This window comes from bacterium (assembly GCA_021372775.1).
In the GTDB taxonomy this organism is placed as follows: domain Bacteria; phylum Acidobacteriota; class Polarisedimenticolia; order J045; family J045; genus JAJFTU01.
The window spans coordinates 1-14800 of the sequence record JAJFTU010000394.1 but is presented as its reverse complement, the minus strand read 5'-3'; the positions used below and the strand labels follow the sequence as shown (position 1 = coordinate 14800).

Annotated in this window: 14 protein-coding genes and 1 riboswitch; of the genes, 7 read left to right on the top strand and 7 right to left on the bottom strand. The window is 70.6% G+C overall.

Translation table 11 applies throughout. The features are described from left to right. The 3 genes from LLG88_13245 to LLG88_13235 form a co-directional block, all read left to right on the top strand. Positions 1-1223 (top strand): DUF3667 domain-containing protein (locus tag LLG88_13245; GenBank protein ID MCE5247872.1); only part of this gene is annotated, 1223 nt, incomplete at its 5' end. Between the two features lie 152 nt (positions 1224-1375). Further along, positions 1376-2743, top strand: coding sequence for an amidohydrolase family protein (locus LLG88_13240; protein MCE5247871.1), 1368 nt, complete (start codon positions 1376-1378; stop codon positions 2741-2743). 317 nt (positions 2744-3060) lie between these two features. Then, complete coding sequence (locus LLG88_13235; GenBank protein ID MCE5247870.1) at positions 3061-4200, top strand: Fic family protein; 1140 nt, start codon at positions 3061-3063, stop codon at positions 4198-4200. A 65-nt stretch (positions 4201-4265) separates the two neighbouring features. Here the strand turns inward: LLG88_13235 and LLG88_13230 are convergent, their stop codons facing one another. The 5 genes from LLG88_13230 to LLG88_13210 form a co-directional block, all read right to left on the bottom strand. Further along, complete coding sequence (locus LLG88_13230; protein MCE5247869.1) at positions 4266-4541, bottom strand: hypothetical protein; 276 nt, start codon at positions 4539-4541, stop codon at positions 4266-4268. A 177-nt stretch (positions 4542-4718) separates the two neighbouring features. Further along, entirely contained in the window at positions 4719-5186 is a 468-nt protein-coding gene (locus LLG88_13225) for a hypothetical protein (protein ID MCE5247868.1), read from the bottom strand. Between the two features lie 86 nt (positions 5187-5272). After that, a complete protein-coding gene (locus LLG88_13220) occupies positions 5273-5812 on the bottom strand; it encodes a flavodoxin family protein (protein MCE5247867.1) in 540 nt (179 codons plus the stop codon). A gap of 24 nt (positions 5813-5836) precedes the next feature. Beyond that, entirely contained in the window at positions 5837-6865 is a 1029-nt protein-coding gene (locus tag LLG88_13215) for a DUF362 domain-containing protein (protein ID MCE5247866.1), read from the bottom strand. A 100-nt stretch (positions 6866-6965) separates the two neighbouring features. Continuing rightward, positions 6966-7367 (bottom strand): cupin domain-containing protein, encoded by a 402-nt coding sequence (locus LLG88_13210; protein MCE5247865.1) that lies wholly within the window; start codon positions 7365-7367, stop codon positions 6966-6968. 153 nt (positions 7368-7520) lie between these two features. Between LLG88_13210 and LLG88_13205 the strand changes: the two genes are divergently transcribed. After that, positions 7521-8405, top strand: a complete 885-nt coding sequence (locus tag LLG88_13205) for a LysR family transcriptional regulator (protein MCE5247864.1) — start codon at positions 7521-7523, stop codon at positions 8403-8405. 172 nt (positions 8406-8577) lie between these two features. Then, on the top strand, positions 8578-8760 hold the full coding sequence (locus LLG88_13200; protein MCE5247863.1) for a hypothetical protein: 183 nt from the start codon (positions 8578-8580) through the stop codon (positions 8758-8760). Positions 8761-8811: 51 nt separating this feature from the next. Here LLG88_13200 and LLG88_13195 read toward each other — a convergent pair whose 3' ends face one another. Further along, positions 8812-9807, bottom strand: coding sequence for a hypothetical protein (locus tag LLG88_13195; protein MCE5247862.1), 996 nt, complete (start codon positions 9805-9807; stop codon positions 8812-8814). Positions 9808-10830: 1023 nt separating this feature from the next. After that, positions 10831-11031: riboswitch (cobalamin riboswitch) on the top strand. Positions 11032-11325: 294 nt separating this feature from the next. On the opposite strand from LLG88_13195, the gene LLG88_13190 reads away from it, so the two are divergent. Both LLG88_13190 and LLG88_13185 read left to right on the top strand, forming a co-directional pair. Continuing rightward, on the top strand, positions 11326-12993 hold the full coding sequence (locus tag LLG88_13190) for a putative transporter (protein MCE5247861.1): 1668 nt from the start codon (positions 11326-11328) through the stop codon (positions 12991-12993). Positions 12994-13081: 88 nt separating this feature from the next. Next, positions 13082-13471, top strand: coding sequence for a hypothetical protein (locus LLG88_13185; protein MCE5247860.1), 390 nt, complete (start codon positions 13082-13084; stop codon positions 13469-13471). 90 nt (positions 13472-13561) lie between these two features. Here LLG88_13185 and LLG88_13180 read toward each other — a convergent pair. Then, on the bottom strand, positions 13562-14800 hold a 1239-nt coding region (locus LLG88_13180), incomplete at its 5' end, for an aldehyde dehydrogenase family protein (GenBank protein ID MCE5247859.1).

Sequence of the window (14800 nt, the reverse complement as noted above, 5' to 3'; positions counted from 1 at the left end):
CCGAGCAGGACCAGCGGCTGCCGCTGAAGGCGCTGGCCCACGTCGTCGTGCACGAGGTCGCGCACGTGGACCACAAGATCCTGCACACGCTGCGGCTGCTCGTCTGCCGCCCCGGCGCGCTGACCGAGGACTTCCTCGCCGGGCGCCGCGCGCGCCACGTCCGGCCGCTGCGCCTCTATCTCGTGATGAGCTTCCTGCTCGTCGCCGCGCTGACGATCTTCCCGCTCTTCGGCGAGAAGAAGAACCCCGGCAAGAAGGACGCCGACGTTCGGCTCGAGCTCAACGAAGCCCTGGACGCCGCGACGGCGAATGCGCGGCGCCCGACGCCGAAATCGTCCGCCGCGGGCCCCGCGCCGGCGGGCGCCGCGGCCGACGAGACCGCCGACGCCTCGGGGACCGCCGACGCCGCATCTGCCGACGACGTTCCCGCAGGCCCGAACGCGGCCGCTGTGCTCGCGAGCCAGGGCGCGGCCGCGACGCCGGGCGGCGCGGACGCCGGCGTTGTTCCCGCGAGCCAGGGCGCGACGGCGACGCCGGGCGGCCCGAACGCGGGCGCCGCGCCCGCGAGTCAGGACGCCGCCGTGACTTCGGGAGACCCGAACGCGACGCCGGGCGACCCGCGCGCGGCCGCCGCTCCCGCGAGCCAGGGCGCGGCCGCGACGCCCGCCGGCGCCGCGGGCGCCGCCGCGAAGAGCGCGCCCGCGGACCCGGCCCGCGCCCGGGCCGAACGGATCGCGCGGTCCCGCAAGGCGATGGACGCCGAGCTGAGGAAGCACCCCTCGGCCTCCCTCCTCGGCGCGCGGATCAAGAAGGCCCAGCAGAATCCGGAAGCGTTCAGGCACGTCTTCCTGTCCAGCTTTTCCAAGGCGCTCTTCGTGCTGATGCCGCTCTTCGCCGCGCTGCTGCATCTCACCTACCTGCGCCGCGACACGTACTTCGTGGACCATCTGGTCCTCTCGCTGCACCACCACACGTTCTGCTTCGTCGTCGTCATCGCGCTCTGCGTCCTCGCCGCGCTTCCCGGCGAGGGGTGGGGCACGATCCCCGGCCTGCTGCTGCTCGCCGTGCCGCCGTTCCATCTCGGCGCCGCCCTGCGCCGGCTCCACGGCCAGAGCCGCCTGAAGAGCGTCCTCAAGGCCTGCCTCGTCTCCGCCGCCTACGGCGTCTTCCTCGGCGCCGCCGTCGTCTTCCTGCTCTACGTCTCGCTGCCCGACGTCGTCTGAACGGACCGCCCGCGCGGGCGCCGCTCTCCGCGGCGGCGCCGCCGGGCGTCTTCCCCGCCCCGATCGCCGTACATATTGCCGAGGCGCGCCGCGGCGGGGGCGCCGCGCGCCGCCCAGTCGGGGAGTCCGCAAACGACAAAGGGGAGACGCCGATGACCTCGTCACGCCGATGCCTCGCTCTCGCTTCGACGGCCGCGTCCGCGCTCGCGGCGTTCCTCGCCTCGGTCGGCGCCGCGGCCGCGCAGCAGTCCGCGCCGCAGTCCGCGCCGCCGAGCGCCGTGCTGATCAACGACGTCCGGATCTTCGACGGCACGTCGGATCAGCTGAAGCGCGGCAACCTGCTCATCGAAGGGCGCAAGATCGCGCGCATCTCGGCGGCGCCGATCGCCGCCCCGCCGGGCGCGACGGTGCTCGCCGGCGGCGGCCGCGTGCTGATGCCCGGGCTGACCGACGCCCACTGGCACATGACGATGGCCGCGACGCCGTACATGGCGCTCGACGATCCGGGCATGCTCTACGCGCTGACGGTCGTCGAGGCGCGCAAGACGCTGCTGCGCGGCTTCACCACCGTGCGCGACGTCGCCGGCCCGACCTTCGGCGTCAAGCGCGCGATCGACGCGGGGATCATCCCCGGTCCGCGCGTCTACCCCAGCGGCGCGCTGGTCTCGCAGACCGCGGGGCACGGCGACGCCACCATGCCGTGGGAGCCGCCGAAGGCGCTGGGCGGCCGCCCCTCGCGCGCCGAGGACCTCGGCCTCAACATCGTCGCCGACGGCCCGGCGGAGGTGCTCGCGGCGGTGCGGCTGCAGCTCAAGCAGGGGGCGAGCCAGGTCAAGCTCGCCGGCGGCGGCGGCGTGGTCTCGACGTACGACCCGCTCGACGTGACGCAGTACTCGCCGGAGGAGATGCGCGCGGCGGTCGAGGCGGCGGACGAGTGGGGCACCTACGTCGCGCTCCACGTCTACACGCCGAAGGCGATCCGTGCCGCGCTCGAGGCGGGGATCAAGTCGATCGAGCACGCCCAGCTCATCGACGAGCCGACGATCGCGCTGATGGCCGAGAAGGGGGCGTGGCTGAGCACGCAGCCGTGGGAGCAGAGCGACTTCGCCAAGCCGGCGCCCGGCCAGACGGAGAAGGGGGCGTCGCTCAACGGCGCGTGGCGGCGCGTCGTCGAGATGGCGAAGAAGCACCACGTCCGCGTCGCCTTCGGCACGGACCTGCTCTTCGACCCGGACGGCACCTACAAGCAGAACGTCATGCTCACGCGCCTCGCGCAGGTCTACAGCAACGTCGAGGTGCTGAAGATCGCCACCTCCGGCAACTGTGAGCTCTTCGCCATGAGCGGCCCGCGCAACCCCTACAAGGAGGCGAAGCTGGGCGTGCTCGAGGAAGGCGCCTGGGCGGACATGCTCCTCGTGGACGGCGACCCCACGCAGGACATCGACGTGCTGCGCGACTTCGACAAGAACTTCCGCGTGATCATCAAGGACGGCACGATCTACAAGAACACGCTGAAGTAGCGGCCGCGGTCGTCGGCGGCGCCGCCGCCCCCGAGAAGCGAAGAGTCGCGCCGCTTCGCTCGAGTCGCGGCGAAGCGAGGAGAGGCCGGCGCCCGCCCACGACGGATCGACCGTGCAAAGTCGCTTGTCCCTCCCGGCCGTCCCGCTTGCGGCACCGGCCGGCCGAAGCGACACAGGTGCCTCCCTTCAAAGGAATTAGGAACGCCAGAGGTCGCTGGCTCGACCCGCCGCCGCCGCGATAACCGACTTTAATCGGCGGCGCTCGTGTTATAATTTCCAAGATGATTTTTTACTACTTCTTTTGAGGCCAGTCGCCCATGCGTCCCGACCAGTTCCAGCCCGGCGCCCCCGGAAGGCTCCTTCGGATCGGTCTGCCGCACGCCGAACACGCCTTCGTCCCGGCGCCCCTCCCGCCGAAATGGAAATGGCCCGTCGGGCTCTGGCGGACGCTGATGGAAGCGCGCGTGGCGCTCGCCAAGTTGGACGGTATCGGCGAGCACTTGCCAAGCCCCGAGCTCCTGCTGACGCCACTCCAACGGCGCGAGGCGCAACGGTCGTCCAGCCTGGAGGGCACGATCGCCCGGCCCGAAGACGTCTTGCTCTTCGAGGCCGATCCGCGCGTTCCGCAGTCCGAGCGTGACCCCGCCAACGCATGGCGCGAGGTGTTCAACTACCGCCGCGCGCTGCGGATCCGCCAGGAGTTCGGCGAACTCCCGCTCTCGCTCCGCCTGATCCGCGAGCTCCACCGCGTCCTCATGGACGGCGTGCGCGGCTCGAACCGGACGCCCGGCGAATTCCGGCAGACGCAGGTCCACGTCGGCGCGGACGTCCGATACGTTCCGCCGCCGCCGCAGGAGTTGACGGGCTGCCTCGACGCGCTCGAGAAATACGTCCACGCCGACCAGCTCGAAGGCCCTCTGGTTCACGCGTTCATGGTCCACTACCAGTTCGAGGCGATCCACCCCTTCACGGACGGCAACGGACGCGTCGGGCGCCTCCTGCTCTCGCTGATGATTGCGGAAATGTGCGGACTCTCGAAGCCGTGGCTCTACATGAGCGCGTTCTTCGAGGACCGCAAGACGGAGTACATGGACCGGCTGCTTCGCGTCAGCACGCACAACGACTGGACGTCGTGGATTCGGTTCTGCTTGGAGGGCACCATCGTCCAAGCTCAGGACACCTACAATCGTTGCCGCCGACTGCTCGAGATCCGCGACCGATACCACGACGCCGCGCGCCGGCTCGGCGGGAACGTGCGGCTGACGGCGATCATCGACGACCTCTTCGTGCGGCCCGTCGTGCGGATCCCGGATATCGCCAAGATTCATGACGTCACCTACCCGACGGCGAAGGCCGATGTCGACAAGCTCGCCGCGGCGGGAATCCTCGTCGAGATGCACGACCGCCGACCGAAGCTCTTCTACGCGAAGGATGTCTTCGACGCCACGTACTTCTGACGCGAGCGCGCATCGCGGCCGCGAGGAGGCACCGGCCGCGGAAGCCGTGCGGCGGCGCGGGGCGATTAGTCCGGACACTCCTCGGTCGTCTCGATCCGCTCGCGCCATCGCCGCGCGTCGCCGGCGTTGCCGCTCACGATCAGCGCGGCGGAGCCGGCAAGCGGCAAGGTCGGGGGCTCGCAGTCCACGAAATGGAGAAGGACCCGCTTCGGCGATTGCCCCGTGTGCCAGGTCGTCATCGTGAAGCGTGGATCCGCGAGATCGACGTCCGTGCCGTACAGCTCCAAATAGGCCGCGTCCGCCTCGTCGTTCCACGCCTCGCAGTCACGTCCCCCGCACACCGCGTACCGACACCCCTCCTCCAGCCGCGACCGTCAGAACGCACGCATCTCTTCCCGCGCGACGCCCGCCCGCTTGCACCAGAGGAGCAGCGCGAAAGGCGCCGCAACGTCGATCTTCCCCCCGCGCGTGTCCACCGCGACCTTCAGCGCCGGCGTCGGTCCCGAAGATGATCCCCATCACCGCGAGGCGTCGGGCTTGGTTCGGGCCGGCGAGCGACGCGACGGTGCTCTCGGCGGTCGCGTCGGCCATGCGGCCCGGCGCAGATCGGCGACGAGGGCGTCGGCGTCGCGGCCGGCGATCGGCGCGAGGTCCTTCACCTGCGCGCGCGAGACCGCGGCGACGACGCCGCGCATCGAGGCGCCTTGCCCTCCCTGCGACGACAGCGGGATCAGCGCCAGGACGAGCGCCACGGCGAACGCGCCGACGATAGTCATCCCGAGCCCCCGGCCGAGGTGGCTCTTCAGGCCGTTCCGGTTGACGAACGCGTGGAAGATGACGGCGACGATCATCGCCCCGCCCATCCCTTCGTGAAGGACCCGTCCGAAAGAGCTTCCCGCGTGGAAGAGCATCGCCGCGCCCGTTCCCGCGACGACGAGGAACGCGCCGGTGACCAAGGAGGTGACCCATGTCCGCGGAGACTTCATGTCAGACTCCGTGTGTGCGCGGCGCGCCGCGCGCCCCGCCGCCCCGATCTCGGCCGGCGTCGCGCCCGCGCGGGCCGCCCTTCCCGCTACAGGTTCCGGCCCATCTCGTAGGCTTCCTGCATCGCCGGGCCGGACGCGACGTCGCCGGGCTCCCAGGCGCCGAGGCCGTAGACGATCCCCTTCTCGCGGGGATCCTCGAGGCAGAAGGTGAAGCCGCGCAGCGCCTCGACGACGCGCTTCATGTTGGCGCGCTTCGAGTCGGCCGCGGCGAGGACGAAGCAGAACTCCTTGCTCCGCATCTCCGTGTAGCGCGGGGCGCAGCGGTCGATGAACACCTTGAGCTGCGCCGACATCGAGTAGAAGTAGACCGGCGTGGCGAGGACGATCACGTCGGCGGCGAGCATCTTCTCCAGCAGCGCCGCCATGTCGTCCTTCTGCGCGCACGTCTTCGTCCGCACGCAGGTCCCGCAGCCGGTGCAGAAGTTCACCTTCTTGTCCGCGAGCAGGACCTTCTCCACGTCGTGGCGCGCCTCGACGGCGCCCTTCATGAACTGGTCGCACAGGATGCTCGTGTTGCCGTTCCGGCGCGGCGAGCCGCAGACGATCAGCACCTTCTTCGCTTTCACGATGCCTCCGAAGGGCGGCGCGCCCTAGACCTCGACGAGTTCGTACTGGTCGGTCCCCATGCCGAGGATCTTCATGTACTCGAGCTGCCGCAGGCCGGAGCGCGACTCGATCCGCTCCACGATGTCGCGGCGCGGCCCGGTCGGCAGCCGGTAGATCATGTCCACCGACGCCTTGTCGATCGCCAGGATGTCCCGCGAGCCGAGGATGCCGATGTCGCCGCACGTCGGCTTGGCCCCGTGGGCGTCGCAGTCGCAGTCCACGGAGATGTTCTTGAGCACGTTGATGTAGGCGATGCGCGAGCCAAAGTGCGCCGTCACCGCCTTGCCGCCCTCGACCATCCGCTCGAGGAAGAGCGGCCCCGTCGGCCAGCCTTCCTCGTGGATCTGCAGCTTGCCGACCTTGCCCGAGGCGCAGCCGATGGCGATGTTCTTGAGCGAGCCGCCGAAGCCGCCCATCGCGTGCCCCTTGAAGTGGGTGTAGACGAGCAGCGAGTCGTAGCCGAGCAGGTTCTTGCCCACGGCGACCTCGGTGAGGTGCCGGCCCGGGGTGTAGAGGGCCTCGCCGTCGGCGCCGGTCGTCGAAGGCCGCTCCAGCAGCTCCTTCACGCCGGGGATCGGCAGCGTCGCGTCGCCGTCGGCGTCCATGATGTCCACCGGGCAGAAGTCGAAGCCGTTGGTCTTGACCGTCTCGCGGTGCCCCTCGGTCGTCCGGCGCGGGCTCGGGTAGAGCACGTTGCACTCGACGATCGCGCTGTTCGGCACCTGCGCCTGCAGCCCCTTGATCAGCTCGACCGGCAGGATGTTCGGCCCGTGCGGCTCGCCGGTGTGCAGCTTGATGCCGATCCGGCCCGACAGGCCGCGGTGGATCTTGGCGTAGATCCGCAGCAGCCCGTCCACGCTGATGTCGCGCGTGAAGTAGACCTTCGCCGCGCCGGCGGCGGGCGACGTCCCCGCCGCCTTCGCGCCGGCGACGCTCAGGTTCGCCACCGCGGCGCCGCCCAGCGCGACCGCGCCGCCCTTGATGAATCCACGACGAGAAACGTCCTCGCTCATGCGCGCCTCCTTACGTTCTCCGCCGCGCCCGCGCCGGCCGCGCCGCGGAGGCGACGGCTCGCCGCCGACGCGGCAGATTGGCGCTCCGCGCGCCCCGCCGTCAACCGTTCCGCCGATACTCCGCGTCGGCGACCTGCTCCATCCAGTCCACGGCCTTGCCGTCGAGCTTCTCCTGCAGCGCGACGTGCGTCATCGCCGTGGTCGGCGTCGCGCCGTGCCAGTGCCGCTCGCCCGGCGCGAACCAGACGACGTCGCCGGGCCGGATCTCCTCGACCGGGCCGCCCTCGCGCCGCGCCCAGCCGCAGCCGGCCACGACGAGCAGCGTCTGCCCGAGCGGATGCGTGTGCCACGCCGTCCGCGCTCCCGGCTCGAACGTGACGCTCGCGCCGCCGACGCGCGCCGGCGCGGGAGCGTCGAACAGCGGATCGACGCGCACGACGCCGGTGAACCACTCCGCAGGCCCGCGCGCCGAGGGCTGCGAGCCGCTTCTCTTGATCTCCATGAATGTCGCTCCTTGGCGCCGCGTCCGCGGGCCGGGAGCGGGCGGCCGAGACCGCCGCGGGCCCGCCGGACGCACGCGAGGAGAACGGTAACCGCCGCCGGACCGCGGCACTAGACGGTAGACTTCACATGAGCTTGTGAGCGGAGTTCACAAATGATCCGCGACGAACTGAGCGTCCTCTCCGCCTTCCTCGCCGTGGCCGAAGAGCGGAGCTTCACCCGCGCGGCGAAGCGCCTCGGCGTCTCCGCCTCCGCGCTGAGCCACGCGATCCGCGGCCTCGAGGAGCGGATCGGCGTGCGGCTGCTCGCCCGCACGACGCGCAGCGTCGCGCCGACCCCCGCCGGCGAGCAGCTCATCGCCAGCCTGCGCCCGGCCCTCGCCGAGATCGGCGGGACGCTCGACCGGATCTCCGGCCTGCGCGAACGGCCGGCCGGCCGCCTGCGCCTGCTGATGCCGCGGACCGGGGCCGTGATCGCGCTCGCGCCGAAGCTCGCGCAGTTCGCGCGCGACTACCCCGACGTCGTCCTCGACGTGACGACCGCGAACGGGCGCGTGGACCTCGTCGCCGCCGGCTTCGACGCCGGCGTCCAGATCGGCGAGTTCATCCAGAAGGACATGGTGGCCGTGCGGGTCACGAAGGACCTTCGCGCCGCGATCGTCGGCTCGCCGCGCTACTTCGAGTCGCACGCCAAGCCGAAGACGCCGCGCGAGCTCCCCGCCCACCGCTGCGTCAACTTCCGCCACGATCCGGAGACCGTGTACCGCTGGGAGTTCGAGAAGGGAAAGCAGTCGGTCGTCGTCGCCGTGCACGGCCCGCTGATCGTGGACGACGTGGAGCTCGCGCTGCGCGCGGCCCTCGACGGCGTCGGCCTCGCCTTCCTCGCCGAGTCGTACGCCGCTCCATACGTCGCGAACGGCGCGCTCGTGCGCGTCCTCGACGACTGGTGCCCGCCCTTCAGCGGCTACTTCCTCTACCACCCCAGCCGCCGCCAGCAGCCCGCCGCTCTCTCCGCCCTCGTCGAGACGCTGCGGCTCTAGCCGTCCGCCGCGCCTTCGCGCTCGCCGCAGCCATCGCTCAAGGAACAGATCGCGACGATCGTGGTGACGTCCAGCGCCCCGGATGCGGCGCGGCCGACAGGTTGCAGATTCGCTTCGACACCGCCGCCCCGCCCGCGCCCGATCCGGATGCCGCGCGCGGGGGAATGAGCCGATGACCACCACCGCTTGGGGGATCGTCTTCGAGAAGCTCGCCGAGGCCGAACGCGAGCTGGCAGCCCAAGGCGTCCAAGTGAAGCTGTCGATCACCGATCCCGAACTGGCGCAGATCGAAGAGCTCAGCCGTTTCGCCGCGGCCTCCGAAGAGAAGCCCGCGCCCACGTTCTGCATGGCGTGAGGAGTCTGGGCTTTCCCTCTCGAGCGGGCCGCGTTCGGGCGGCCCTCGCCGTCAGCGCCGTCGCCGCCCACTGTCCTTGATCATCGCACCCACGATCAGCACGACACCGCACAGCAGCGCCAGAAGCAGCTTGCCCAGGAACCTCGCCGTCGCGGCCCCGAAGCGAAGAGCCGGATGAGGGCGGGCGCCCGGACTTCGCTTCCCGGCGCCGCGCGCCGGGGGCGCCGTGCGGGGGCCGCCCGTCCCGCGCCACTCGTCGAAGCGGTTCTCGAGCGCCCAGAAGAAGAAGCCGACGCTCTTGATCCTGCTCCCCTCCGCCTTCATCCCATCGACCACCCAGTCCGCAAAGGCCGCCAGAGTCTCCACGGGAAGGTCTGGGCGCAGGGCGCGGAACTCCGCCGCCCGCTCCTTGGACGCCCCGAGGCCCGCGCGCCGGAACGCTCGCACGATCGGGTCCACGTCGGCGCTGCTCTGTTTCGCCGTCTCGACGAGCTCGGCGAGGATCGTCCTGCCCGTCGGCGCCGCGGCCGCAAGAAGCGCCAGCCCGGTGAAGACGTCGGCCTCGGCGCGGTGCGCGGTCTCGGGGGCGATGCCGTTCGCGCGGGCCAGCTCCTGCAGCGCGCGCGACTGGCGCCCCCACTCCTTCCACGGCAGTCCGCGCATGGAGCACAGCCATTCCTTGTCGATCGTGGCCGGATAGAGAGCCGCCAAGAACGCCGAGTCGAACTCGGCGTTGTGCGCGACGACGAACTCGGCCCGATCGAGCATCTCGCCCACGCGCCCGTCGTCGAGTCGAAGACCGCGCAACTTCCGCTTCGTAAGCCCGTGCTTGGCGCTCGCCTCGCGGGAGACCGGGCAGCTCGGCTCTCTCTGCCCCGTGTAGACGTCGATGATCCCCTTGATCTCGTATGTGGCCGGATCGTAGGCGAAGAGCGCGAGGCTCAGCTCGACGACCTGATCTCGCTTGGCGTCCAGCCCCGTCGTCTCCAGATCGAGGAAGCCCGCAGTTTTCCACTGCGGTTGGAGCTCCGATACGACCGGCAACATTGACTCCGCCACGGTGTCCCGCCCGATGGCCGATGATAGACACCAAGCGGTTCGCGATCACGCGCGCCCGGCGGCGGCCGGCGATGGCGCCCCGACGCGCCCACGCCGGCGCTCGTTGATTCGGTGCCGCCGTTCCTCGCCCCGAGCGCGTTGAGTCGGCCCGAACCTACTTGTCGGAGTCCCGAACGCCGTCGCCTCATCGCAGACCGGCCGTCGGCGCCCTCTTGGCTCGCGGCGGAGAAGACCAGCCGCGCCTCCTGTACACACGCGCCACGATCGAGGACAATGCGATCCTGCTCTCACGGGGGGGTACGACCATATGGCTGGGTTTCTCTGCATTGGCGCAACCGCAGCTATCATCTTCGTGGCTGTCCTTCTCCTGCGCGGTTTTGACCGCGTCGCGGGACGCGGCCCCAAGCAGGTCTCGGATGGCATTGCGCGGGCCAGAGACGCGGCCAACGCGGGCCGGGTTCCCTGCCCGCATTGCGCCGAGTTGATCATGCCCCGCGCGAAGATCTGCCGATTCTGCAAGCGGCGCGTCAACCACAGCTAGCCGTAGAGCAGTCCGACCATACCTCTGCGGCGGCGCGACCTAAGCCCACTTCCGACCGAGCGCGTCGCCGGCAAGGTGGTGCATTGCGAACACGCTGATTCGCCAAGACCTGACCGACAGATGAGCCCCGGTCACAGACGACGTCTACACCCGTCGCGTCGCGCTCTCTCGCTCCGGCCAGCCGATCGTTCCGGTGAAGCAGTCTATCGACGGCCGCCAGTCACCGAACGCACGGCTAGTGGCGCTAGTGCGCCGCCTTGGAATCTGCACGGGGGAGCGGCTGCATCGATCGCGCGGAGCAGGCGGGGGGGGCTTTCAGCTTTCGACGCCAGCCTGATCACGTTGGACGTGCGGGGCGGGGTTCACGGAAGTCGGCAAGCTATCGTCCGTTCGAAGACTGGCGCCATTCAGGGCGACGGCCGCGCCCACGACCATGCAGCGGCCGGTTTGCCGGCCGCGAGGCAGGATGTGATACTCGCCCGCGTTACGGTTCTTCGGACGGAGCGCCGTCCGAAGCCAAGAGGGAAGCCGGTGCAACGCCGGCGCTGCCCCCGCAACTGTAAGCGGCGAGTTCCCGTCCATTCACGCCACTGAGCCTTCGGGTTTTGGGAAGGTCGGACGGAAGCGACGACCCGCGAGCCAGGAGACCTGCCGTAGCAGCCAAAGGTGTCCTCGGGCGGGGTGTCCCGGTGGGATGCTGCGGAGCGCGACGTCGGCCGCGCCTTCCCTCCGCACTGCGTCCGCATGCCGTTCCCCCCGTTCGTTTCCCCCGGAGGGGAGGAGCGATGCCGATCGTCCCGTTGTGCCGCGCGAGTCGCGTTTCGTCGCGCGACCGTCCCGCGCCGCCGCGCCCGAGAGTCGTTCTTCGGCGCGTCGTCGAACGCGTCCGCGATCGCCGCCTCGTCGCCCCCACGCGGTTCGCCCGGCGACGGCTTCATCGTGCCCCGGCCCGGAAGGAACGGAACATGGACTGGATACATAACCTCTTGTTCGGCGGCCAAGGCGTGGCCAACAGCGTCGTCGTCATGAGCCTCGTCGCCGTCGTCGGCGCGGCGCTCGGCACCGCGAAGATCGGATCGGTGCGGCTCGGAATCGCGGGACCGCTGTTCGTCGGAATCGTCTTCGGGCACTTCGGCCTCAAGATGGAAGCGGCGACGATGGAGTTCGCCCGCGACTTCGGACTCATCCTCTTCGTCTACGCGATCGGCATCATGGTCGGGCCGGGCTTCTTCCAGGCGTTCAAGAAGGAGGGCGTCCTCGCGAACGCCCTCGCTGCGTCGATCGTCGTCCTCGGCGGGCTGATCGCGGCCGGCGCGCACTTCCTCTTCGGGATCCCGCTCGAAGTCGTCGTCGGCCTGCTGGCCGGCGGCACGACCAACACGCCGGCGCTCGCCGCCGGCACGGAGATGCTGAAGGAGCTGCGGGCGGCGCCGGCGCAGGTCGCGCTGCCCGGCCAGGCCTACGCCGTCGCCTACCCCTTCGGCATCGTGGGCATTCTGCTGGCCATGGGGTTGGTGCGCCGCGTCTTTCGGATCGACGCGCAGGCCGACGGCGACGCGTGGCAACGGAAGATGAGGCCCGAGCCGCAGCCGGTCGAAGCGATGAACATCGACGTCCACGCGCCCGACGTGATCGGCAAGAGCATCGGCGACCTCGAGCACGTGCGGAAGCGGAAGATCGTCGTCAGCCGGCTGATGCGGAGGGGCGTGCAGCGGGTCGCCGGCATGGACGAGAGCTTCGCCGCAGGGGACACCGTGCTGGCCGTTGGGCCGCGCAACAAGCTCGCCGAGTTCCGCGACAATCTCGGCCGGGAGTCGGCGGCCAGGCTGCAGGAGATGCCGAGCCGGGTCAAGGCGCGCCGATTCCTCGTCACGCGCCCGCAGACGCTCGGCTCGAGCATCTCGCGCGCCGCCGAGTACGGCGTGACGATCACGCGCCTGACGAGGGCCGGCGTCGAGCTGGTTCCCGACGCCGCCGTCACGCTGCAGTTCGGCGACCAGATCGTCTGCGTCGGCGAACAGGACAAGCTGGACGTCTTCGCGGAGGCGATCGGCAACGACGCCAAGGCGCTGCAGCGCACGCCGATCGTCCCGATCTTCCTCGGTCTCCTGCTCGGCGTGGCATTGGGGAGCGTTCCGCTGTTCGTTCCCGGCCTCCCCGCGTCCGTCAAGCTGGGGCTGGCCGGTGGGCCGGTGATCGTCGCCATTCTTCTGTCGTGCATCGGGCACATCGGCCCCGTCGTCTGGTACATGCCGCCGGCCGTCACGAACGCCATCCGCGAGATCGGCATCACGATGTTCATGTCCTGCGTCGGCCTCTTCGCCGGCAAGAGCTTCTTCACGACCGTCTTCCACGGTGCCGGCCTGACCTGGATGGCGTGCGGGGCGCTCGTGACGTTCCTGCCGATCGTCGCCGTCGGTCTGGTCGCCCGCGCCGTCTTCAAGATCAACTACCTGACGATCTGCGGCGTCCTCGCCGGGAGCATGACCGATCCGCCGGCCTTGGCCTACGCGAACGACATCTATCCGTCCGACGCGCAAGCCACGGCCTACACGGCGGTCTATCCGCTGACCATGTGCCTCCGGATTCTCGCGCCGCAGATACTCCTCGCCGCCTTCTGGATCGCTTCGTGACGGCGACGCTGCCGAGCAATATCGACGGCTATGCGCTACGCTTGACCGGCGCGATGGTGCGCACGACGGAAACGAACGGAGGGGCAAGATGAGTGCGCGGAAGCTCGTGGGGGTGATTCTGGTTTTGGTCGCCGGTCTCTGCTCGACGGTCGCGGGCGTCGCGTTGGCCGCGGGGCCCGTCCCGCAGGCCCCGGGGCTGGAGGTCGCGGTGTCGTTCGCGCCGGACAAGAGCGCCGCGGACGCCGTCGTCTGCACGGCGAGGATCGTCGATCTGCAGTCGGGCGCGCTGCTGGCCAGCCCGCGCATCGCGCTCAAGAAGGGAACGACGGGCCGCGCGACGGTCGGGTCCCTTCCCGACTGGAAGCTGGACGTCGAGGCGTCCATCGACACCGGCGGCGCCAAGGCCGACTACACCGTCACGTACACCAAGGGCGGGAAGATCGTCGGCGTCCAGAAGGCGACGCTGCAGTTGCGGTGATCGCGTCGGCCCGCCGCACCGCGGCGCCCGCGGTGCGGCGGAGTTACGCGCCGGCTTCCCGCGAGGGGATGCGGCGCGGAGGAACCCGTCCTAGATCTCCAGCCGGATGCCTTGGGCCAGCTCGATCGAGCCGCTGAAGTTCACGACGTTGGTCTGGCGGCGCATGTAGGCCTTCCAGGCGTCCGAGCCGCACTCGCGCCCGCCGCCGGTCTCCTTCTCGCCGCCGAACGCGCCGCCGATCTCCGCGCCGCTGGTGCCGGTGTTGACGTTGGCGATGCCGCAGTCGCTGCCCGCGGCGGAGAGGAACAGCTCGCTCTCGCGCAGGTCGTTGGTGACGATGGCGCTGGAGAGGCCCTGCGGCACGCCGTTCTGCAGGGCGATCGCCTCCTCGAACGCGCGGTACTTCAGCACGTAGAGGATCGGCGCGAACGTCTCCTCGGCGACGATCGGCATCGCCGCGTTCGCCTCGACGATGCACGGCGTCACGTAGCAGCCGCCCGGAAGGTCGAGCCGCTCGCCGCCCATCACGACGACGCCGCCCTGCGCCTTCGCGGCCTCGATCGCCGCCATCATCGCGTCCACCGCCGCGCGGTCCGCCAGCGGCCCCATGAGGTTGGCGTCCTCGCGCGGGTCGCCGATGCGCGTCGCGCGGTAGAGGCCCTTCAGCCGGGACAGCAGGGCGTCGTGCACCGACTCGTGGACGATCACGCGGCGCGTCGAGGTGCAGCGCTGGCCGGCGGTGCCGACGGCGCCGAAGTAGATCGCCCGCAGCGCGACGTCGAGGTCGGCGCTCGGGGCGACGACGACGGCGTTGTTGCCGCCCAGCTCGAGGATGTGCCGCCCGAAGCGCTCCTGCACCAGCTTGCCGACGTGCCGGCCGCCCTTCACCGAGCCGGTGTAGGAGACGAGGGCCACGCGCGGGTCGGTGTTGATGAGGTCGCCGATCTCGCCGCCCCTGCCGACGGCCAGGCTGCAGATCGCCGGGTCGAAGCCATGGCGGGCCAGCACCGCCGCGGCGATGCGGGTCACGGCGATCGCCGTGAGCGGCGTCTTCGACGAGGGCTTCCAGAGAACGGTGTCGCCGCAGACGAGGGCGAGCGCCGCGTTCCAGCTCCAGACCGACACGGGGAAGTTGAAGGCGCTGATCACCCCGACGCAGCCGAGCGGATGCCACTGCTCGCGCATGCTGTGCATCCGCCGCTCGGAGGGCATCGTCAGGCCGTAGAGCTGGCGGCTCAGCCCGACCGCGAACTCGCAGACGTCCACCATCTCCTGGACTTCGCCCAGCCCCTCGCGCAGCGTCTTGCCCATCTCCAGCGTGACCAGCTC